The organism is Paenibacillus cremeus (assembly GCF_007786445.1).
Taxonomy (GTDB): Bacteria; Bacillota; Bacilli; order Paenibacillales; family NBRC-103111; genus Paenibacillus_G; species Paenibacillus_G cremeus.
Genome location: NZ_VNJI01000036.1, coordinates 45701 through 67625, shown reverse-complemented (window position 1 = coordinate 67625; position 21925 = coordinate 45701). Strand labels below are relative to the sequence as shown.

Annotated in this window: 14 protein-coding genes and 1 riboswitch; of the genes, 5 read left to right on the top strand and 9 right to left on the bottom strand. The window is 48.1% G+C overall.

The window, feature by feature from the left end:
* Genes FPZ49_RS23650 through FPZ49_RS23640 form a run of 3 tightly spaced genes read right to left on the bottom strand, consistent with a single transcriptional unit; the run spans position 1 to position 2526 of the window.
* Complete coding sequence (locus tag FPZ49_RS23650; protein ID WP_144851706.1) at positions 1-903, bottom strand: dihydrodipicolinate synthase family protein; 903 nt, start codon at positions 901-903, stop codon at positions 1-3.
* 34 nt (positions 904-937) lie between these two features.
* The gene (locus FPZ49_RS23645) at positions 938-1702 is read right to left on the bottom strand and encodes an SDR family NAD(P)-dependent oxidoreductase (protein ID WP_144851704.1); all 765 of its coding nucleotides are present in this window, start codon (positions 1700-1702) and stop codon (positions 938-940) included.
* 29 nt (positions 1703-1731) lie between these two features.
* A complete protein-coding gene (locus FPZ49_RS23640) occupies positions 1732-2526 on the bottom strand; it encodes an IclR family transcriptional regulator (RefSeq protein WP_186446042.1) in 795 nt (264 codons plus the stop codon).
* Positions 2527-2790: 264 nt separating this feature from the next.
* Here FPZ49_RS23640 and FPZ49_RS23635 point away from each other — a divergent pair, with 264 nt between their 5' ends.
* The 3 genes from FPZ49_RS23635 (at position 2791) to FPZ49_RS23625 (ending at position 5913) form a co-directional block, all read left to right on the top strand.
* On the top strand, positions 2791-4119 hold the full coding sequence (locus FPZ49_RS23635) for an ABC transporter substrate-binding protein (protein ID WP_144851700.1): 1329 nt from the start codon (positions 2791-2793) through the stop codon (positions 4117-4119).
* Positions 4120-4183: 64 nt separating this feature from the next.
* Complete coding sequence (locus FPZ49_RS23630; RefSeq protein WP_144851697.1) at positions 4184-5080, top strand: carbohydrate ABC transporter permease; 897 nt, start codon at positions 4184-4186, stop codon at positions 5078-5080.
* A complete protein-coding gene (locus FPZ49_RS23625) occupies positions 5077-5913 on the top strand; it encodes a carbohydrate ABC transporter permease (protein ID WP_144851695.1) in 837 nt (278 codons plus the stop codon). The genes FPZ49_RS23630 and FPZ49_RS23625 overlap by 4 nt, the downstream gene beginning before the upstream one ends.
* A 465-nt stretch (positions 5914-6378) precedes the next feature.
* Here FPZ49_RS23625 and FPZ49_RS23620 read toward each other — a convergent pair whose 3' ends face one another.
* Positions 6379-13809, bottom strand: a complete 7431-nt coding sequence (locus tag FPZ49_RS23620; RefSeq protein WP_144851692.1) for a polysaccharide lyase family 7 protein — start codon at positions 13807-13809, stop codon at positions 6379-6381.
* Between the two features lie 559 nt (positions 13810-14368).
* Entirely contained in the window at positions 14369-14578 is a 210-nt protein-coding gene (locus FPZ49_RS23615) for a hypothetical protein (RefSeq protein ID WP_144851690.1), read from the bottom strand.
* 628 nt (positions 14579-15206) lie between these two features.
* A riboswitch (cyclic di-AMP (ydaO/yuaA leader) is annotated at positions 15207-15354 on the top strand.
* Positions 15355-15356: 2 nt separating this feature from the next.
* On the opposite strand from FPZ49_RS23615, the gene FPZ49_RS23610 reads away from it, so the two are divergent.
* On the top strand, positions 15357-16232 hold the full coding sequence (locus tag FPZ49_RS23610; RefSeq protein WP_261381567.1) for a C40 family peptidase: 876 nt from the start codon (positions 15357-15359) through the stop codon (positions 16230-16232).
* Positions 16233-16786: 554 nt separating this feature from the next.
* Here the strand turns inward: FPZ49_RS23610 and FPZ49_RS23605 are convergent.
* A complete protein-coding gene (locus tag FPZ49_RS23605) occupies positions 16787-17668 on the bottom strand; it encodes an alpha/beta fold hydrolase (RefSeq protein WP_144851688.1) in 882 nt (293 codons plus the stop codon).
* 879 nt (positions 17669-18547) lie between these two features.
* Positions 18548-19747 (bottom strand): chromate transporter, encoded by a 1200-nt coding sequence (locus FPZ49_RS23600; RefSeq protein ID WP_144851686.1) that lies wholly within the window; start codon positions 19745-19747, stop codon positions 18548-18550.
* A gap of 127 nt (positions 19748-19874) precedes the next feature.
* Here FPZ49_RS23600 and FPZ49_RS36450 point away from each other — a divergent pair, with 127 nt between their 5' ends.
* Positions 19875-20069 (top strand): hypothetical protein, encoded by a 195-nt coding sequence (locus tag FPZ49_RS36450; RefSeq protein ID WP_222429958.1) that lies wholly within the window; start codon positions 19875-19877, stop codon positions 20067-20069.
* A 665-nt stretch (positions 20070-20734) separates the two neighbouring features.
* On the opposite strand, the gene FPZ49_RS23595 is transcribed toward FPZ49_RS36450, so the two are convergent.
* Positions 20735-20923: a hypothetical protein gene (locus FPZ49_RS23595; RefSeq protein ID WP_144851684.1), complete on the bottom strand. Its 189-nt coding sequence runs from the start codon at positions 20921-20923 to the stop codon at positions 20735-20737.
* Between the two features lie 132 nt (positions 20924-21055).
* Positions 21056-21925 carry a carbohydrate ABC transporter permease gene (locus tag FPZ49_RS23590; RefSeq protein WP_391563858.1) on the bottom strand — a complete coding sequence of 290 codons (870 nt, stop codon included), beginning with the start codon at positions 21923-21925 and terminating at the stop codon, positions 21056-21058.

The following is a 21925-nucleotide window of genomic DNA, read 5'->3' as shown; positions in this document are numbered from 1 at the left end:
CTAAACCCGAAATAATGGCTGCAGATCCTCTAAAATAGCGCTTAGCTCTTTGCGATCATAGTCGTCCAGCGGAAAATGTCCTGCATTGCGCATATAAGCGCTGCTAATAATTCCTCGACGTACTAGGACCTCTTTATAAACGGCCACGCCATACATGAACTCCAAATTGAGCAGCGGAAGCATCCGGTTAAATACATCCCTGGCACCACGCTGATCTCCTGCTTCCAACAGCTCCCACAGGCGCACATGGACGTCACAAATTTCGCATGCAGGCATAGAGCCGCAAGCTCCGCGCGCATATTCATCTAATAAGTAGCGACCGGCCATGCCTCCTTGAATGCCTTTAACTGTGTCCCCCGCCAATTCGAGCAGCTCCGTCATATAGTGACCAGCGGGCCAGCATTCTTCCTTGACGTAATGGACGGATTCGGTGGACTTGACGATCCGCGCAAGCAATTGCGGAGACATCGGGGTACCCACGGGAGGCATATTATTTTGAATCCATACAGGCAATCCCTGCGCTTCCCGATCGAGTGCCTGGTAGTAATGAACGATTTCATCCGGCGTCGCTTTTTTAACATAGGGCGGCATCGCAATCAGGGAGTCGGCTCCGGCCTCTCTTGCATGATGTGCATGATATACGGCATGCTCTTCACAGGTCCCCGCCACTCCAGCAACCACGGGAATTTGACCGCTCACAGTGTCCACGGCAATCCGGACAACTTGCTTTCGCTCATCATCAGTCAAACTGATAAACTCGCTCGCATTAACGGGAGTTACGATGCCATGGGCGCCGGCGTTAAGGCAAAACTGAATAATGCTGCGCAGCCCTTGTTCATCCAGCTCCCCATTGTCCTTAAAAGGCGTCGGTGGGATTGCATAAATTCCTCTCATTTGTTCCATGTTCGATTTCCTCCTCTATGATTAAATGAGCGAATTACTTTAAACTCATGCCACCATCAACTGAAATAACCTGGCCGGTCATCTGACAGGCTGCATCCGAGGTCAAGAATTGGACCATCGCCGCAATATCGTCCGTCGTTTGCAATCTTCCAAGCGGAAGCTTCTTACCCTGCTGTTCTAGCCAATCGTCGGGTAGGTTAACACTGCGGCGCAGCTCGACTTCTCCTTCAGATGCCACCCATCCCGGATGCACGCAATTCACTCTAATCCCGTGCTGAGCCAGACTTCGAGCCAAATTCATCGTTAGTGTCACGACCCCTCCCTTCGATACCGAATAAGCAAACAAATCAGAAGCGCCACCCCGAGCATGTAGCGAACCAATATTGATAATGGCCCCGCCGCCCCTTTGTATCATGCATGGAACAGCAGCGCGGCACATCAGATATACACCCTTGAGATTGACATCGATGACCCTGCTCCATAGCTCTTGCGTCGTTTCGAGCAGGGTTGCTCGCGGGAATATTCCTGCACTGTTTACAAGCACGTCAATACCACCAAATTCACGTTCCGCCGTGGACATCAAACGAGCGACATCGTCTTCAAGGGTTACATCGGTACGGATTGCGATCACATCTTCTTCGGCAATTGTCGGTTGTTTAAACACTGGAGGCAGTTCGTCGGAGCGATCCGCTATAACCACCTTCATGCCGGAACGTAGCAAGAATAAACCCACAGCTGCCCCGATTCCCTGTGCGCCCCCTGTTACAATAGCTACTTTACGTCCCGCTTCTGAGGACATGATTTCACCTCCTAAAGTGTTAAGCCGTATTATCCGAAGAAGCCTAAGCGAAGGGAGAGTTTATTCGCATAGTGTCGTACCTCCTTTGCAATTTCTTCTATTCGAGGTTCCACCAGCTCCCTTTGCGAGCTTACGCTGATCGAAGCTACCACACGACCTCCCTGTTCACGTACAGGAGCTGCTACACACCATGTGCTCTCACGCACTTCACCGCGATCAACGGCATATGCCTTTTGAGTTACTTCATCTAGCGCAGCGTCAAGCTCCTCCGGAGTTCCGACGGAATGCTTGCTTAATTTTATGAAATTTGTGGACTTCACAATTTGATGAGCCTGGTCGCGGGGCAAATAGGCTAGCATTACTTTCCCCATGGCCGTACAGTGTGCTGGTGTACGTCTGCCAATAACGGTATACATCCGATCAACCTCCGTTTGCACAGAGTAACAGAGGTGAAAGGTATCGCCTCTATACAAAACGCCTAAATTCGCATTCATTTTCAAGTTGCCGGCGAGCGCGTCCAGCTCGATTTGTCCATGTCGTCGTACCTCGAGGTGACCGAGCGCGATGCCTGCCAGCTCAACAACACGAAGTCCGATGACATATTGACCCGTTTCAGGATCCCGCTCGAGGTAACCCTCGTTTTCCATGGCTGAAAGGTAACGATAAAGTGTGCTTGTGGTCAATCCCAATTGGGAACCGATATCCCCGGCTGTTAACTTAGGCTGATGGATGGAAAAGCAATCGAGAACTGCCAGCACTTTACTAATGGTGGTTGGGACATAATTATTTCGTTTGTTGGACTTAGTCGGAATCTGTTCTTCCAATAGGATCACTCCGTTTCTTAATATCGATGATATTAGGGTGCAAGGCAGAATATTATACTGCATTGCTAAATTTAAAAAATTAATTCTCACATTGTGAAGAACGTGAATTAATATCTGGAAAGGGTCATAGGGTAAAGTAACAATGGTGATAACGCTTTCGTGTAGGAGGATGTACCTAAGCTTGGGGGTGATTGTGTAATCGTAACTCGTCAGCCTTAATGCAGCTGGATAGTACACAAGCCATTAATCAGGGAGGGATTCTGCATGGCGCTGGATAACAGAAAGGGATCACGCAGAAGAAGCGGGATTGCACTGCTGGTTATTATGATGTTGCTGTCGATGGTGCTTGCCGCATGTACTGATAGTGAGGATAAACCCGCAAATGGTAAAGTAAAGCTCACCTGGATGGTTTGGGGTTCCACTGAAACCGTGGAAAAAGCCACCGAATCACTTTTTAAAGCATATCCAGAAATGAAGGATAAAGTGGAAATTGAAGGGCTTGTTGGTGGGGCCGGCGATCCGGATGTCGCAAAGAAGCTTCGACTCGCGCTCGCGGCCAACGAGGATATGCCGGACATCGTCATGTTAAACCGTACGCAGTTAACGGAGTTCGCTGAAGCCGGCATCCTGGAGGATTTAACCGATGTGATGAAGCCGGTTCAAGGAAATCTTACGCAGGCTGCAATTGAGCTAGCCAGCTACAAGAACAAATTCGTCACCTTCCCTTATGAAGTAAAAACAAAAGTGTGGTTCTATCGTAAAGATATGTTCGACGAAGCAGGCATTGATCCCTCTAAGGTCAAAAATATTGATGATTTGATTGCTGCAGGCAAAAAGCTTAGGGAGAAATTCCCCAACAGCTACATTTGGAATTTAGGTAAACAAATCGCCGGCTACGATTTGGGCATGATTGTGAGCGGTAATGGTGCTAAATTTACGGATGATAAGGGCGAATATGTCATAGCCTCCGATCCCGGAGTACGGAAAGCGTTCGAAATGTTTAAACAGCTGAAAGACTCGGGAGTAACGGTCGATATCAACGATTTTACCCCGGATTGGGAGAAAGCGTTTGCTAACGGCACGATTGCATCAAGCTTGATCTCCAACTGGTTTAAGAACTTCCTTCCCAAATATGCCCCAGATCAAGCAGGCAAGTGGGCCACTGCGGAATGGCCGATATTAGCCGATGCGGACGGAGGCAGTGAAGCCGGCGGCTCGATCTTTGTTATTCCAGCCAAAGGAAAGCATAAGAAGGAAGCGAAAGAAGTACTGAGCAAACTGCTGCTCACCAAACAAGGCGCACTTGCTTTGAATGAAATCCGTTCGATCACACCGATCCTGAAAGATGCACTGCAGGATCCGCAAATTACACAGCCGCATAAGTTCTTCGGTGCGACTCTGCCACAAACGGAAGCTAAGGCATTGGAAAAAGTAAAAGTGTTCAGCTTTAGTCCCGCAGCAGATTTGGAGAGATCGACGATGAACGAAGCCTTATCCAAGTATTTGACCGGCGGCGGAACCCTTGATCAAATTCTAAAGCAAGCGGAAACCGACCTGAAAAACCAGGTTGGCAACCCATATAAGAAAAAATAACCATGTGCCAGGTCACGATCCCCGGATTCCATTCCGGGGGTCGCAGCTTAAGGGGGAGTCGTTGATGTCTTCCATATCCAATAAAAGGGCTCCAAACTCGCTTGCATTGTGGGACAAATTGGTACCCTATGTATTTATTGCTCCTTTTATTATTTCCTTTGTTATTTTCTTTGTGTTCCCGTCGGTGTACTCTTTCGTGCTCAGCTTTTTTCGCTATAGAGGGTACGGCTCGGCCACCTTTGTAGGACTCGACAACTATATTGCGCTCTTCATCTACCCTACTTTTTGGACTGCGGTGTACAATACCCTTTTCTACTGGATCGTGCATATCATTCCTGTCATGGCAATCTCCTTTTTATTAGCGGTAGCGGTGAACTCCAAGCTGGTGAAGTGGAAGGGATTTTTTAAGCCGGTCATATTTTTGCCTCAAATAACAGCGGCTGTGGCATCGGCGCTCATCTTTAAAGTCATTTTTGCTACACGGTATGGCGTCATTAACAAGTTACTAGGCACGCAAATCTTTTTTCTGGAAGACCCTTTGCTGATGAAATGGAGTGTCGTCGCTCTTATCCTGTGGCGGGCTATAGGCTGGTATTTCGTTATTTACATGGCTGGATTAACGACCATTAGTGACGAAATTCAAGAAGCGGCGACGATCGATGGCGCCAATGCCGCACAACGCTTATGGCATATTACCGTTCCGTTAATGAGACCGATATTTTTGTTTGCTTTCATGATGGATACAATCGGTTCCCTCAAAATTTATTCCGAGCCCTTGCTCATGTTCTCCACGGGGATGGATGCGCCTACCGATGTCATTCCTATTTTAAGTATTTTGACCAGGAACATTAACGGTGGGAACTTCGGCCTCGCAAGCGCCGTCGGCTGGGTTTTGTTCGTCATGATTTTGCTTGTCTCGCTAATACAGTATAAGGCACTACGGGGAGGGAATGACGAATGACCAGCAAGCAATGGCAACAAATTATCATACACCTGCTGCTCGCTGTCGTCGTTGTTTTCTCGGTGTATCCTCTCTTGATTATGCTGGTGGGCTCCTTTAAAACTGCAGAGGAGCTTTCTGCCAATCCTGCGGGTCTTCCCCATCATCCGACGTTTGATAACTATCTGCGACTTTTTAATTACAACAGCAATACATTGGTACGGTCATTTATTAATTCGATTTATGTCTCAACGGCTCATACGATTTTAACCATTTTGGTATCCGCTTTGGCCGCATTTGCTTTCGCCAAGTATAAGTTCAAAGGGAGAAGCTGGATGTTCGTTGCACTTTTGGCTACTATGATGGTACCTGGCGAATTGTCTATTCCCCCCTTATACATCATGTTCAGCCGGATTGGATGGCTAAACAGCTACGCTGTACAAATTTTCCCAGGCATTGCGAGCGTATTTGCGATGTTTATGATGCGTCAATATATGCTCAGCATACCGGATGCACTCATTGAAGCCGCCAAAATGGATGGAGCTCGTCACTGGCGTATATTTAGCAGTATCATTCTTCCCGTATCGTCCCCCGTGATCGGAGCGCTAGCCATCCTGACCTTCCTTCATAAGTGGAACGATTTTTTGTGGCCGCTCATAATGATCAACAAGCAGAAGTTTATGCCGATTATGGTCATTCTGCCAACATTAAATGAGAAGGACAGCGTCTGGTCAATCCCATGGGAGTTGATTATGACGGGATGCGTTGTAGTAACATTGCCACTGATTATTGTCTTCTTAAGATTTCAAGATAAATTTATGAGCAGTGTTACAATGGGTGCGGTCAAGGAATAAAGGACATTTTGAAAAGTTATTTCCTGCGGGAAAAACCCGCTAATAGAGCAGGCATAATTCCCACCTTCAATACAGCAACAAAAAACGATCCTTCGGCTGGATCGTTTTTTGATATGTACTATTTCGTCAAACTAAACTTTTACGTAATTAAAATAAAAATGAGCCCACCACTCAGTTGTAAACCTTAAAATAAGTTCCTTAAAATTATCTAAATAAAAGACTATTCTCTCCTCATTCGGAGTGTAATCTAAAGTATCCCAACCCAACTTTGATTTTGTACCTTCAACTACCTTGAATAAAAAGTCTCTTTCAACTTTAAATTTGGAATACTCCCAAGGAATTTCTTCTATGTCAAACCCTGCATTTCCCTCCCGTGACGGACTTGCACGGCTAGAAGATGCGTGCTTAGCTGGGCACGCCAATAACCAAAATAACCCCTTCATCGGAATGAAGGGGTTACTCATACTAATTGCCTGAGTTATTACGTGGGACTTTGACGACAACGGAGACAGACTTCTTATTCCCTGCCTGATCGGTTGCCGTGTACGTGATGGAGTAAATGCGCTCCGATACAACATCCGGCTTTTCGGCGCGAAGGCTAAAGGACAGATCCAAGGTTCCGTATTGCGCTCCTTGAATGTCCTCATCGGCTCCCGGCTCATTCACGGTGATTGAAGTTAATACTACTCCGGCTAAGGAGCTAATACTATCCGAAGCATAGACAGCAGCATTCACCGTAACCAGCTTATGATTGGCCGGCCACAATACCACTGGATCCACGCTGACGGTTAAGCTAGGCCCGGTTTTATCAAGCTTGATGGGCATCGCATGGACCGCCGATTCATTCCCTGCGTTGTCCATTGATTTGTACTCGAACGAATGAATGCCTTCCGTTGAAATCGTCACGGGCTGGGAATAATCAGCCCATACGCCGTTATCCACCCGATAGCGAATTCGCTGAACTCCTGACAAAGCATCGGTTGCAGTCAGGGTGACGGCAGGATCGGACGTGTACCAGCCATTCTGACCGTTTACGGTACTGGCCGAGGCGGTCGGCTCGGATGGCGTTTTGTCGATGCGAACGGTGGTAGCCTTTACAGCTTCACTATTGCCTGCCCGGTCAACGCTCCAGTAGGTGATCGTATGCACACCTTCCGTGTTCAGTGTGACCTGGGTTCCCGTCTGACGCACGGAACTATCGACCGTATAAAACACATCGGCTACCCCCGAGCCTAGGTCAGACGCCGTGAGATGAACGACGACGTCATGGTTCACCCAGCCTTGAGGCGCATCGTCCGTTGTCATTGGCGCCGTCGTATCGGCGGGAGGCAAAGTGGCGGATTGTTCTGCAGACAACCCGCTGGTGCCCGCCGCACTCGAAGCGGTAACAGCATAATAATAGGTCGTGCCGCTGGCGACTGCTGCATCCGTGTATGAACCCGTCAGGCTGGTTCCAATCACGGTATACCCGCTTCCGCTCGTCGTGCTGCGCAAGACGGTGTAGCTGGTCGCGCCACTAACCGGCGTCCAGCTTAAGCCCACTTGACCGCTGCCCAGCGCTGCGGTTAACCCTTCAGGAGCTGCCGGTGGCAGGGCCGCTTGATGCGTGACGTTCAGGCTGTAGATTTTGACCATGCCGCCTTCAGAGCTGTCCCCAACATTATCCTGCGTATAGGCTCCGGCTTTGAAGTAGAACAGCACGTCTTTCCAATTCGGGTCAGCCGCAATGAAATCATGGGATTGCGTCACGCCGTTGACCGTCATGTAAAGTACGCCGTTAACGACTTGAATTTGGGCCGAGTACGAATCCCCGACTTGGATACCGTTAAACACATAATGGATGTCACTGCCACCCGCCGCCAATGCTTTGACTAAAAAATCCACCGCGTGCTTGTTGCTATCGTACTGCATCTTAACCAGCGGCGACGCGCTGCCTCCGGATGCGGTCACGCCATGAATTTGCAGGGCGATGACTTTCCCGGTTGACGGAACAACAGTCACTCTCTCGGTGGCGGTCATCGTATGGTTGCCTAGCCACGACCAGTTGACGTTATCGTCGGTCGGATTGATCATCTCCCGTAATTCCGAACGCGGGTAGCTCGACCCGCTCGTTGTGCCTCCATTCACCGGAGCCCAGAAGGTCATCGCACCATCCTGCGGATCGGTGTAGAAGTACGGTCCAGAGTACCCGGCTTGAAGCTGCGCAGCGGAAATTTCCGATGCCCCTTGGTCTGGCAGGGTCAGCTTCCAGTGGGACAGATCGAAGTTTCCACCTGGCGGAACGACGGCAATCGCGCTGACTTGCGCTGAATTCACACTTGCCCCGACCTCGTTGACCGCCTGAACGACGTAATAATAAGGGATGCTATTGATAACCGTGAGGTCACTGTATGAAGCTACGCTGGTCGTCCCGACTTGGACATACCCACTTCCATTTACCGTACTGCGCCAAATCGAATAACTCGTAGCATCGTCTACTTGCTGCCAGGATAAGCTGATTCTGCTGCTGCCGCCCACCGCGGTTAAACCGGTCGGTGCGCTAGGAACCGTCGCAGGTGGTGTCGGTGTGGAAGTAACCGAAGTAGAATTCGCACCCTCTCCGATGCCATTCACCGCGCTTACGACATACGTGTAAGCCACCCCATTCGTTAACCCCTTATCCGTATAGGTAAGCGACGTCAGATTACTGGCCACAACGGTGTATGCACCGTCGCCTGTACTACGCTTGACGTTATAGCTTGTCACCGTCGAACCGGCAGGTGCCGTCCAGCTGAGGGTGACTTGACCGCTGCCGGCCGTGCCGTTTAACCCGGTTGGTGCGCCAGGAGCACTGGGAGCCGAGCTTGTCACGATCCGCAGCTCCGGATAAGGCGAGGTTCCGGGGTATGTGGACGCTTGCGACTCTTTCGAGTAAAACGTCGTGCTGACATTGGCCCCCGACGGCTCCAGCAGCATAAACGTGACCTTGCCATCGAGCCCATATGTTCTAACAAAGCTGGTCACATCCACCACATATTCGTTGTAGCTGGCGTTGTTCGCCGGCAAGGCGAGACTGCCCAGAAGGAACGCCGTCGTACCAACACCGGTGACATTCCCTCCGGTTTGATACGAGGAGCTTTGGTTCCATGTAAAATCATTCTCCGTCCAAGCGCCATCCAGCGTCGTGCCATAAAGCTGCAAGGTAGGCGGCGTAGGTGTAGCGGTATTGATTTTGCCGACAATCCGGAAGCGGGCTTCGGAAACCGACGCAGCGTCCGCTACATTGAAGCGATAAAAGGCAATACGCTGAGAGCTGGACGTTCGGCGGATGTTGAAGTTTCCGGCTACGGAGGATCCGGAGGTCATCGTATTGTACACCGTCGTCGGACTGGATTGATCGATGACCACGTCGTCGCTGGGCAGAAGGCCAAGTGTCCCAGACACGCTGGCCTGAGGCTTCGCACTGACCTGAACCGAGTTCGGACTGACCGATACGGAGTCCGTCGCTTGAACAACATAATAATACGTTGTCGCATTGTTCACCGAGCTGTCCGTAAAGCTAGTCGTTCCACTGGTGCCAGCTTGGGCATACCCGCTCCCGCTAGTCGTGCTCCGAAGGATGTTGTAGCTTGTCGCACCGGATACACCGTTCCACGTCAACGTCACTTTGGCGTCTGAGGCCTGCGCACTTAACCCTGTAGGTGCATCTAACCCCGGCAACGGAGCTTGATTAGAGATGGTGGTATAGATCAAAGCGGGCGCTTGATTAATATCAGTGCCTTCAAGTGTTTTCACACGAGCGGTTAAGTCCGCTGCCGACATGCGAATTCGGAAGCTCAGGACAGAATCCGCATTTGCGCGATAAAACTTGGTAACATCGAAAGTCACAGCGCTGTTGGAGGTGAGCGGAGCCACTTTTCCCAAATAGACGTCGCTCAGACTCTCATCAGGCTGATTGTTATATGTAATGGCGGCCGGATCCCATGCATCGTTCACGAGACCATACACCTGCAGATCAGCGCCCGAATCGACCGTTCCCGTATACAGCCGCAACTTGACGGAATCGACCGGATCGACGATCGATGGTAGTGTCACCTTCAGGTAGCCGTCGCGGCGGCCGCCCGAATTTTTGATCAGCAGCTCCGGCTGGCTATTGTAGTTGGTGTCGGCATTGGCTGCCGTGACCCCGTCTACGTACGTGTCCGCGTCCACCACCTGAACGACTTGACCGGACGGTTTGACCGTTATCGTAAGCGGCAGTGAGGTGATTCCTTGATACGAAGCCGTAAGGTTCGAGCTTCCTTGGCCTACAGCCGTGACCGCCCCACTGGCCGAGACCGTCAAAGCGTTTAGATTAGAGCTAGTGAAGGTAGCACCAACCGTATCATCTTCGGTGGAGGCATCCGAGAATTGACCGGTAACGATCAGCTGCTTCGTCGAGCCTCCCAGTGCGATCTCCGCCGGTACGCCGGAGACACTCACACCCGTTAAAGAAGGTGTCGTACCGGTTACCGTATTGCTTACCGCCTTGTAATTGCCCTCGTCGACCGCTTCGATTTTGAACGAGTAAGCCGTCCCCGGCTGCAGGCTCCGGGCGGTGTAGCTCAGCACATCTCCGAACACCGAATCGATCAACGCATTATTCTGATAAATGTTGTACGCAACGATGCTGGTGTCATCCGTCGCAGCCTGCCACTGCAACTGGATTTGCCGAGGCTTCACCGCCGATAAAGCTAGAGGCTGACCCGCTGTCCATGCCGGAGGAGTAAGGTCTGCCCCACTTCCGCCCGAATACTCGTCTGCACCTACGTCTGGAATCCCCACGCGCGCTTCATGCTCCATATCTTCCGTAACGAACTCGTAAGTCCCTGTAGAAGCATCAATCGCCGGACTCGCGCCGCTCAGCTTTTTGTATGGGATCGTACGCAGTCTGGCATAGCTGTCATCCCGCCACAGCCAAGAGTAATCCGACTGCGACAGCTGCAGTGTGGCATCCTTCATCAGAGGATTCACGATAGCCACTTGTGCATTCGTCAGAGAAGCGGGGGTGCCGGTGATCAGTGGAACGCCGTTTTGCGGGAACATCATGTTCCCCTGCCACGTCAGATTCACGGGCGGAGTCATGATTTTGATCAATTCCTTTTGCGACCCGACGACCAAATTGTTGGCAAAATTAATATTTTGCGGCGCCATTCCATACCGCTCATATCCAAGCTCGATGCTGGCCCCGTTATTCACCAGCGTGTTGTTCGCCAGCGTAATATTTTTGGCAATAAAGTGGGCACTCAACGAACTCAGATTGTTCATAATGTCGTCTTTTTCGCCGGTGGTAATGGTGATCGGGGCATCCCATTTGGATCCCGTTAAGGATTGGAAATAGTTGTTATAAATCTTATGATTTTCCCCGTAAATGCGAATACCGCCGGTACCTAATGGATCACTTCCCGGTGTATCTCCCGGCACAATACGGTTATTCCCGATAAAATAGTTCCCATAGACGCTGGAATTATTGCCTTGCCGTAACGAAAGCGTCCCCAGCGATTCGATGAAATAGTTGTAGCGGATCGTGTTGGCCCCGCTTTTGACCGAAACGATCTCGGGGTCGGCATCGCAATGGTCGAAGATGTTGTACTGAATCGTTGCATGCGCGTCGTAAATGGACAATTGCGAAACACCCAAGCGGATGCTCTCCGATTCATTCGGCTGGCGAGACAGCGTGTTGCGGAAAATGTTGTATTCCACAAGGTCATATTGTGTGATTTCATAAGGCCTGCCGGTTCCCGAGCTGACGCCGTCAAATTCGATGAATTTCCCTTGATCCAGTTTGTTTTCCATCAAGTTATGATCAATTCGGTTATGATGGCTGTTCGCCCCGTCAATCAAGATCCAAAGCGAGGAGCCAGAAGCAGAGACAGTGCTAGGCGAATGAAAATAATTGTTCGTGATCCGGATATGGTTGGACCCGGTTAATCGAATCCATGTGCTCGCCGGCGTCGAAAACTCCATATCTTGAATCGTGATATACGAAGAATTGGTCAGCAGCATGCCGTTTGTGTTGAATTTGGCCATGCCTTTGTTTTTGGCCTTGATGACGATCGGATTGTCCGCCGTGCCATTGAGACCGTTAATGGAAACGCTGGAGGTGTAGCTGCCGTCCTCGAGAACGATCACATCTCCTGCTACCGCTGCAGCGAGCGCAGCATTTAACTCCGTCGAGTTGTGGACCGGCGGTTTTACGACCACATCGGGCACTGCGCTGATCGCGGCACTGTCGGCTCCTTCTCCAACGGCATTGACGGCGCTGAGCTTAAAATAATACGTTTGAGATACGTTCAGATTCGATACGGTGAAATTCGTTGAGGTGATTGGAGTGGTATTGACTTGCGTGTAGGGTCCGCCCGAAGTTGCGGCGATTTTGACATTGTAGCTTGAAGCATTGGACGAAGCCGTCCAAGACAGTCTGACACTGCCGGTTCCTGGTAAGGTAGTCGTGATGGAGGCAGGCGGTGCTGGAGGATTGACTCCAATAGCCGCCGTAGGCGAGGGGCTGCCTTCGCCGATCGGATTGACGCCGGTCACGATATAGTAGTAGATCCCTTGGGTTAAGCCGTTATCGGTGTAGGACAAGGTGGGGCTGATCACTCCCTGTCCGATTCCCGTAGCCAGCGGTGTATTGAATGGTCCTCCGGCAGCCGTGCTGCGATAAACGTTATAGGATTTGGATCCATTGACACTAGGCCATTGCAGCGTCACATTATTGTTGATCTGGGATGCGGATAAAGAGGCAGGAGCACCTGGAGGCGTCGTCAGAGGTTGCGGTGTAACATCGATGGATGCAGAATCGGCCGACTGGCCGCTATCGTTTCTTGCGGTGACGATGAAGCTGTAGGTTGCGCTGTTCGTTAAGCCCGAAGCCGTATAAGTAAAAGGTCCTGGCAATGCGCCGTGTGCCACGTCGGCAGCCACAACCGTATACGTGCTTTCGCCCGGTCCTTTGCGCTTCACATCATAGCTATTGCCCAGCGCTACCGTCCACATCAGATCCGCCGAGCTGTCGCCGTCGACCTTGGTAACCGCGGGAGTGACCACCGGTGGTGCATATGGCGTAGCCTGGAGGTCGTCAAAAGCGGTCGCTCCCGCATTGGTATACAAGCCGACTTGGCCAGACAAGTAAGGCGTTGCATTCACCGGATCCGTAGCAGACAGGACCAGTGTGTTGCCGTAGTAGCATTCAAGCAGAACGCTGCCATCCGGATTGTTGATAACGTTCATTTTCAAAGGCAGGTAGCCCAAGCTGTCAAACGACGACGTCAAGCTGGTATTCGGAATGGAGACGCCGCTGGCATTGGTCGTTCCCGGTGTTTGAGGCACCGTGGTCTTGGAGTTACCGGTCGTGCCGTACGCTTTTTCAATATAAAATTGGTACGAGCTGGAATTCTTCTTCGCATTAAACCGGTAGTAATTTAAACTGCTCCCCACCGGCGCATACCTGGCGATAATCCCGGCGTAGATGCTCGTTCCACCGGTAACCTTCACCTTGCCCGAAACGGTAATGCTCGAGCTCGTGATCTCAGGGTTGCTCTGCCCCCAATAGTCATCGGTGATGACAGCGGCGTTCGCGGTGGTCTGTTTCATGTAATGGTTCTTGTTCGCCGTCCCGGGAATCGTCTCCTCGTCTATCGTCCAAGCGCCGCTGCCAAAATCGTTTTTCCATGGCTGAGCGGCAGTAACAGCGGTCCCAATGGGCGCGATTGACCCGGCTTGTCCTGTCGTGCCATAGCTTTCAAACGTGTCCTGGAGAGGGTAACTCAGTGCGGCGTAGACGGTTTTCGGTTGAACTAGCGGGATAATCAGCGATAAGAGCAGTGAAATACAAAGCAACAGGCTGAGCTTTTTCTGGATTCCATGAGATCCCATGTGCTACCTCCTACAGGTTAAAAATGATGCTTCTGGATCAATAGCTCCACTTTCGTTTAAGCGCTTACATTTCATCCCCCTAATGTTCAGCTTGTGTTCCCGGTCTAATTTGTAGTATAACGCTATTTTTATCATGTGTGAATATTTCTTTTTATGTTCGTTTGTGTTTTGTTTATCGCCTCTGTCTGAGTAGTCATCTCCATATGAATCGCAATCACGCACTTCAGCCGCTCGATCCGAGTTTGCAGCGGTTTTGCTTTTGTTTCGGCGTAAATCGGGAAAGAGATAATGTTTTTTTCAAAATCGGAAATGGGATCAAGTTCTTGTCATTGAAATTTGACAAAAACTTGATCCTATAAATGACAAGAACTCGACAAAACCCAAAACCTTCTCTCCCTTATTTTGCTCCTGGGCTTATAATTTCCAGAACTTTAGTTGTTCGATTAAAATTAAGAACATATAACTTTTCTTCAAGACCGAAAAATTTCGCAGTTTTTGGGCTAGTATCAAATTCAGGATCAAAGTGTTTAGGAGTAACAAATAAAATATTGAATCCTCCCTATGCTTCACAATCCGCATCAAAAGAAATTTTTTTACTTATTCCTCCCCTCCGAAGCGTTATAATACTTCCACTTATGGAATTAGTCGCATTGTCGAATACATCGTTATTATCAGGGTTGCAGTTTTGTAAAAATATCTCATTTGATTTTAGGGTGTCATCAATAGCTAATACGACTTCACCAAATGCCATTCTCATATACTTGTTCACGTTCCTTTCATCTTTCACCTTAATTCTTGTGCTATGGAACATGGTTTAGCCAGGAAACGTCATCATTCGTTCGTTCGATTTCCCTTCTGAGCCGCTGCCAAAACACCAAGACGTCTTCTTTCTCTTGCTCGATCGCCGCGGCGCTGGGAAAGCTCTGTTTCTAAAATGATCCATTTAGCAACGGGTTACGCTAGGTCCCGACAACCCGTCTGATGCTAATGCAAAAATTGTCAAAAGATTCCCCCCCAATACCAAAAATTCACTTTTAGATAATTATATCCCCCCGATGGGGTAGATTTCAGTAAGGTTATTCGTTACACATCAAGAGACTCCCTGCCAACCGTCGGGAATGAGATCAAGTTCTTGTCAAAAATCGGGAATGTGATAAAGTTCTTGTCATTTGGTTTTGACAAGAACTTTATCTGATTAAACAAAAAGCCGCGATTTTCGCGGCCATTAATGAGATAATTTCTTGTCACCCGACATCCATAAGGCTTGCAGGCCCCCCGCCCCGGTTCCTAATTTTGACACCCAGAGATGCGTATGCTCTTGAGTCATTGGCAAAACTGTAATATTTTATAGGTTGAAACCGTTTGCCTCTTGTGCTAATTTATACCAAGGAAAAAGATACAAGATTATGCCGAATACGGTCGTATAAGGACCGTTACGGGGGACTTCTTAATGGGGTGAATGTATTTTCCGGCTATTTACCGGAGAGCTAGGGAACCCTCTCCCGAACCCGTCAACTAACCTCGGAGGCTCTGTGGAGGAGATCTTTGTGAAACACCCGGGTAAAACCTTTATTTTGTCATGCGCAATTTGGGCTACCGGCGCCGTGCTTCATTCAAATTCTGCACATGCTTATTCCGCTCAATTCGGAGTCAAGCTGCAGATCAACGATACCATCGTCTCGGGTGCAACACCATTCATCGACGATAACGGGGATATGCAAGTACCGATCCGTCCCGTCGCCGATCAAATGGGTTACAAGATTGATTGGAGCAAGAACGGGTCAGAGATCCAAATCGTACTTCAAAGCGACAATCAAATCATTAAAGTCAAAAGCGGATCTGCAGATGCAGAAGTAAACGGCAATTCGAAGAAGATGTCGTCACCGGCCCAATTCAAGGATGGAAAAGTATTTTTGCCGATACGATTCATTTCCGAGAGCTTTGGAACGAATGTGCAATGGGATGAGCATAATGGCATCGCGATCATTTGCAAGGACGGAAAATTCCATGCCCCAGCATGGTGGGCACCAGCACCAGCACCGGTTCAGGCTCAGACTACCCCGTCCGAAAAGCTCATTAACACCGCCAAACAGTACATAGGTGTTCCGTATGTATGGGGAGGCACAACGCCTTCAGGCTTCGATTGCTCAGGATTTATCAGTTATGTGTTCAACCAGCAAGGAATCGATGTGCCAAGAACTTCGGTCGAGATGCTGGACGAGTCTGGAAGCTCCATATCGTCTTCAGACTTGAAACCGGGAGACTTGGTCTTCTTCAAAATTAGCAAATCAACGAGCCATGTCGGTATCTATGTCGGAGATAATTCATTTATTTCAGCCACCTCATCTCGCGGTATTCATATCGATTCGTTATCGAGCAACTACTGGGGATCAAAATACGTAGGCGCCAAACGAGTCATTTAATAGTAATCAAAAAGCAGCGGCAATCCAGGGCTATGGCCCGGACTGCCGCTGCTTTTTCTATAAGCGTACACGGGTTTATGCGCGGTGAGTGGCTCAATGAGGAACGTGGTTCCGCTATTCAACAATCGTGCTTATCGTATAGATAACCCTCGTAAGATTGCTGAATATGTTCTGGAGGGGTATGAATTTCTATTTTGACGTTAACCGTACTTTAAATCCAAAAAAAGGCTCGTACCGCACTCTGCAATAACCTGTTCAGCAGAGGGTATCCTCCCGTTTCTTAACGACACGGGCACCTTCATTTTATTACATATGCCCTACTTAGACTGGCCGCGGCTAAGGATATAAGTTCTTGTCCCAGAAAAAGCCAAAAACATTTATCCATAAATAAAAAAAACGCGCAGAGCGCGGCTACTAATGCACAAATGTTCTTGTCGTCCTACAGTTGTTGCTTGTTTGCGGCTCGCTTTAACTACGTACACTGCTGCAGCCACAACTTTTTTCAAGCTCGGCTGTAAATTGCATTAGTTCGGAAAGCAGTTTTTCCAGCCTTATCATTCTTCTTTCCTTTCGTACAGATCATTGGTATCGTATACGAATTGTTCCTCAACATTTTCTGGAACCGACCTTTTATTATGCTCATTCTGCCACTCATTGTCTATATTTTCTATGCTTTCAACCCAAAGTCGCAGTAGTTCGTTCATAACAAGCGACGCTTTTGTCGGGATTTGGTGCCCTGTTCCTTCAATTTTATGGAGTGTACTGTGTATCAAATTAGCATGAAGAATTTCCGCATAATTATGGAAAGGGCGGGTGTCCTTTTCACCGTAAAGGATAAGCACCGGTGCTTTAATTTCTTTGAGCCTCTTTGTACAGCTGTATTTCAAGCAGCAAGCATAATACTGATATATATTCTTTATATCGCCCTTTACAGCTGCAATATGCAACTTGTGGCGAGTTACCATATTATCTCCGTTAGTCCCGGAAACAGAGGCAGAAAGGATTGATTTCAGATTTAGACTTGAAAACATCATAGCAACCATTACTCTCGTACGGTTTAGCCAATCTGTCATTTCCGACATTCCGCTTACAATGATACCGCTAACGAAGCGTTCAGGAAAAGCAAGCAGCGCTTCAAGTGCAATTGTTCCGCCCGCGGAGTAGCCACAAACATGGGCCTCTTTAATATGTAATTCTTCAAGAATCAAAACCATATCTTGAACGATCCGTTGATAAGTTAATGGCTCTTTAGAAGGCGAACTCAATCCGTGACCACGGATATCAAATGTTATGGTTTGGAATCGGTCTGAGAGCTGTTTTTTTTGATAATAAAAGTTTTCGCTAGTTAATAACGGCGGATGAACAAAAATGATCGGTGTCCCTTTCCCCGCAACATCATAGTGAATCGTGCAGCCATTTATTTGCGCGAGCAACATGTTTTTTACCTCCGGCAAATGGATCTTTAACTACCTTAGTTTAACCAAAGTCGGTCAGAACATTCCCGGACGCGATTAATTCTTTCATTGTGCCATTCAGGGTATTCTGATTGAGCTCGATCACCTGCCGCTCTAGCCGAACGCGAGGTGGTTTTATACGAAAATAATAATCGACAAGGTTAAAGGAATGACGGCCGAGATGAGCATACCGATCAATAATTTGGCAAATAGCTCCTTTTAAACCACATATAAAAAGTCCTCCCACACCTGCACCCTCTATCCCGTCATTGATGCTATTGCCATTTTAGCAACAAGCCCTAGATACCCCTCAACCATTAAAAACCTGCTGACAAAGAGGAATTACTATACCCTCCCTCCGACGATCGCTGACGTATCTTCAGTATACCTTTGATAGGTATTGTCGGGAATGAGAAAATGTTCTTGTCAAAATCGGGAATGGGATCAAGTTCTTTTCATTGAAATTTGACAAGAACTTGATCCCATAAAACAAAAAAGCCGCATTTTATGCGGCAATTAATGAGATCAAGTTCTTGCTTAATTTCAGAATGTCGCTGAGGCTTGCCCCTTCATTCCATATATCTCACCTTGGAACAAGGGTTCAAAATTGCCTCCCCCAGTGTCCTGATATGCTTCTTCTCCACCAATGTACCAATCGAAATGAGTTATATTGAAGGGCTTCAGTGAATACAGTGGTAACCCAATTGACTTCTGGAAGCCTCCTCTTGCCTCAATGATCGCTTCTTTTACACGATGACCAAGTTCCGAACTTACGCCAAATATACACCCGCCGCGCAGTTGGATTTCGAGAAATTTTATAAAGGAGATGCAGCCAAGATTGCATGAAACCACCACCTGAGTCTAATGCATTAACGGATAAACAAGTATGCCGACCACAGCGGCTACCAGAATAATGAGCGGTTCCGAAACCTTCTTACTCTTCCACAGCAAAGCCAATGTAATAATCGCGAATAACGCTGTTGGAATATCAATAATCGAACGTTGACCCAGCACGATAACAGCGCCACTAATTGCTCCTGTGGCAGCTGCGGTTACACCATTTACAAAGGCATTGATACCAGGTAGCTTTCCATACTTCTTAAAAAATGGCGCAGGAATAACCGTTAACAAGTAGCATGGGAAAAATGTAGCCAAAGCTGCGACACTAGCTCCTGTAAACCCGTCAACCAAGTAACCGATAAATCCTGTGGTGATAACGACTGGACCTGGGGTAATCATGGCAACAGCAACGGCATCAACAAATTGCTGTGCATTTAACCAACCATATTCCTTTACAACGCCACTATATAGAAAAGGAACGATTGCTAACCCACTACCAAAGACAAACGTTCCCGCCTTCGCGAAAAACGTAAATATTCTCCATAATGTACTGGACTCTGTCGTACTCATTATTCCAAACGCCGAGACCAATGGAAGCACAGCAATACTATTTAAGTTTGTCTTTTTCCAAAAGCTTTTGGGCGGTGCCTTGACCAACCAATAAAGAATACCCGCTCCAAGAAACAATAACACATTTTCGGATTCGGTGATAACGGTAACTAATCCAGCAACGAGGAAGATAGCCCAAAGGAGCCGATCCTTACCTATAGTTTTCGTTGTCAATTTAAAAGCGCTAAACGCTATGATACCAATAACACTTGCTCCAACTGCATAGAATACAGCCTGCATCCATGCCAAGCCTCCGAATGCAACATATGCCCACCCCAAGATAATAACCATCAAAAAAGACGGAATAACAAAGGCAAAACCAGCCAGAGTCGCTCCAAGAACACGATATTGAACATAACCCAAATATATTGCCAATTGTGCCGCTAATGGACCTGGTGCAAGCTGTGCTAATGCTAAGCCATCTTTATAATCGGATTCACTAATCCACGCCTTCTTCTCCACAAGGTCTCGATACATATAACCAGTCAAAGCAACAGGTCCGCCAAAGCCAATTGCACCTAACTTAAGAAAATACAAAATAATTTGCCAAAGTGAATATACTGCTTCTTTGGCTTGAATCTGCGCATCTACCCGAATCTTCGGTTCACTCAAGAGTTATCCCCCCCACACCAGTAAAGTGTAACCATGGTTACATTATATTTGATAAAGGTTATTTATTCCACATTTTTATAAGAATGATTGCCAGACATTAAATGGGTCACTTAGGCCGCTAAAATGTATGATCGAGGTCGACTTAACTACCGCATTTAGCTTAAAGCTCCGTGTCATCAACGGCACAACGAATAAAGTGATTGCGACAATCCCCGTAGGTGAAGGTGAACAATCGGACTTCGCCGGTCCGAACAACATCGGCTTTAATGAGCGAACGAATCGAATTTATGGCCTCAACACGGGGGGAGGGTTATCAGTATAGGTGCTAAAAGTCACTCCCCCTATTATGTCCTGACATTTGCTTCGTTTGAGCATTATGTAGGAGCTCTTATGTCGCTAAGCAACGACATGAAAGTTCCTACATAAAAAAGAAAAGCCGTTACTACTGCAACACAAATGTCGGACGACAAGAACTTCTATACATTAATGCGCTCACCGAAAAACAAAACAAATCAGCGCGGTCGTTTTGACAAAAACTTTATCCCATAAAATAAAAAAGCCACGATTTTCGCGGCATTTAATGAGATAAAATTCTTGTCACCCGACAATAATGTTGTTAAGAAAAACCTCAAATTCCGCTGGCTCCAAGACTTGAAATTGCTGTCCGGATTTCCAATTGGTCGGGGAAACATAGATAAAACGTTCGAATCGGTCCAAAATATGGCTTTTCTGCTCCGGATATGTGGCGTAAAGATGATCTAGAAAAATATCCCGGATTTAACCCGTTTCCTTTGAACATGTCATAATGCATCGGTATGACCGTATTCATTCCGGTACTGACGGCCAACTCCACCGCTTCCCTGTAATCCATATTGCGATAATTCCTTGGTCCGTCCGGAATGCATCCCTGCCGTTGATCGGCAGCATCCCGACCTCGATCGCTTCGGCCTTCGGAGACTCGATTAATCCCGGATAGACTGTTGTATCTCAGGCATGGTACAACTTAACTCCGTTCAGTTCCAACAAGTATCCGATAAACCGGTGTCTCCGTGCCGGATCATAATCCAACAGCTCGTGGGCGGCCGGAATCGGTTTTATTCGAATGTCAGGCATTGCCCTCCATTCATCTGTTCGCGCATCCAGCAGCTGCTCCGGGTTCACGCCAAGACGGATCATATGATCTCTGCAAAAGCCTGGTGCCATAAATGTAGCAGTCGGGTCGGCGTTAGGATGGTTCCTTTATTATGGGTGGTACCCGCTAAATAGGACAAGTAATACTTCCCTGACCCCGTTCTCAGTTCTTTCGTTTTATCCTTTGACAGATCCTGCAGCAATCCCTTCTACTATCCGGTTGCTAAGCAATACGAAGGCCAGCAGAATTGGCAAAATGCTGATCATCAGCGTTGCGCCGATCGCGCCCCAATCCGTCGTATATTGGCCGATAAAGTTTTGGATACCAACCGTCAGCGTTTTGTATTTATCCGAACTAATAAACGTATTGACGAAAATAAACTCGTTCCAATTGTAGATCATATTGATGATCACGGCGGTCGATATGACCGAGGCCGTCATTGGCAGTGTAATGCTGAAAAATAGACGATTCACGGAGCATCCGTCCATGATCGCCGCTTCTTCCACTTCCCGCGGTAGCGTGTAATAAAAACCGAGCATGATCATGATCGTTATGGGCAAGTTAAACGCGATATAAGATAAAATCAGAGACAGCGGATGATCCGTCAGATGGGTTTTTGTAAATAAGCTGAACAGCGGGATAAGCGTTGAATGCACCGGAATCATGAGTCCCACCATAAATAGCCCCAGCACGAACGACTGAAGCTTCCACTTCATTCGCGTTACCGCGAACGTTACGAAGCTCGCGAACAATGCTGTCACGGCAACCGAAGTTACCGTCATCCACACACTATTGAAAAAGTAAGCGCTAATATGGCCCTGCGTCCATACTTTCTCATAGTTCTCCCAGTGCAACCGTCCTGGAAGTGCAAAAGGAGTTAGATTAAATATTTCTTCGTTGTTTTTCAAAGAAAACAGCAGCAGCCAAAGGAGCGGAAATATTTGAAATATAGCAACAACCGTCAACAGGATATACAGAACGCCGTATCCGATTTGTATGGGAAGCTTGCTTTGCACCGCTGCTTTAGCCTGCGCCTGCCGTTCTAT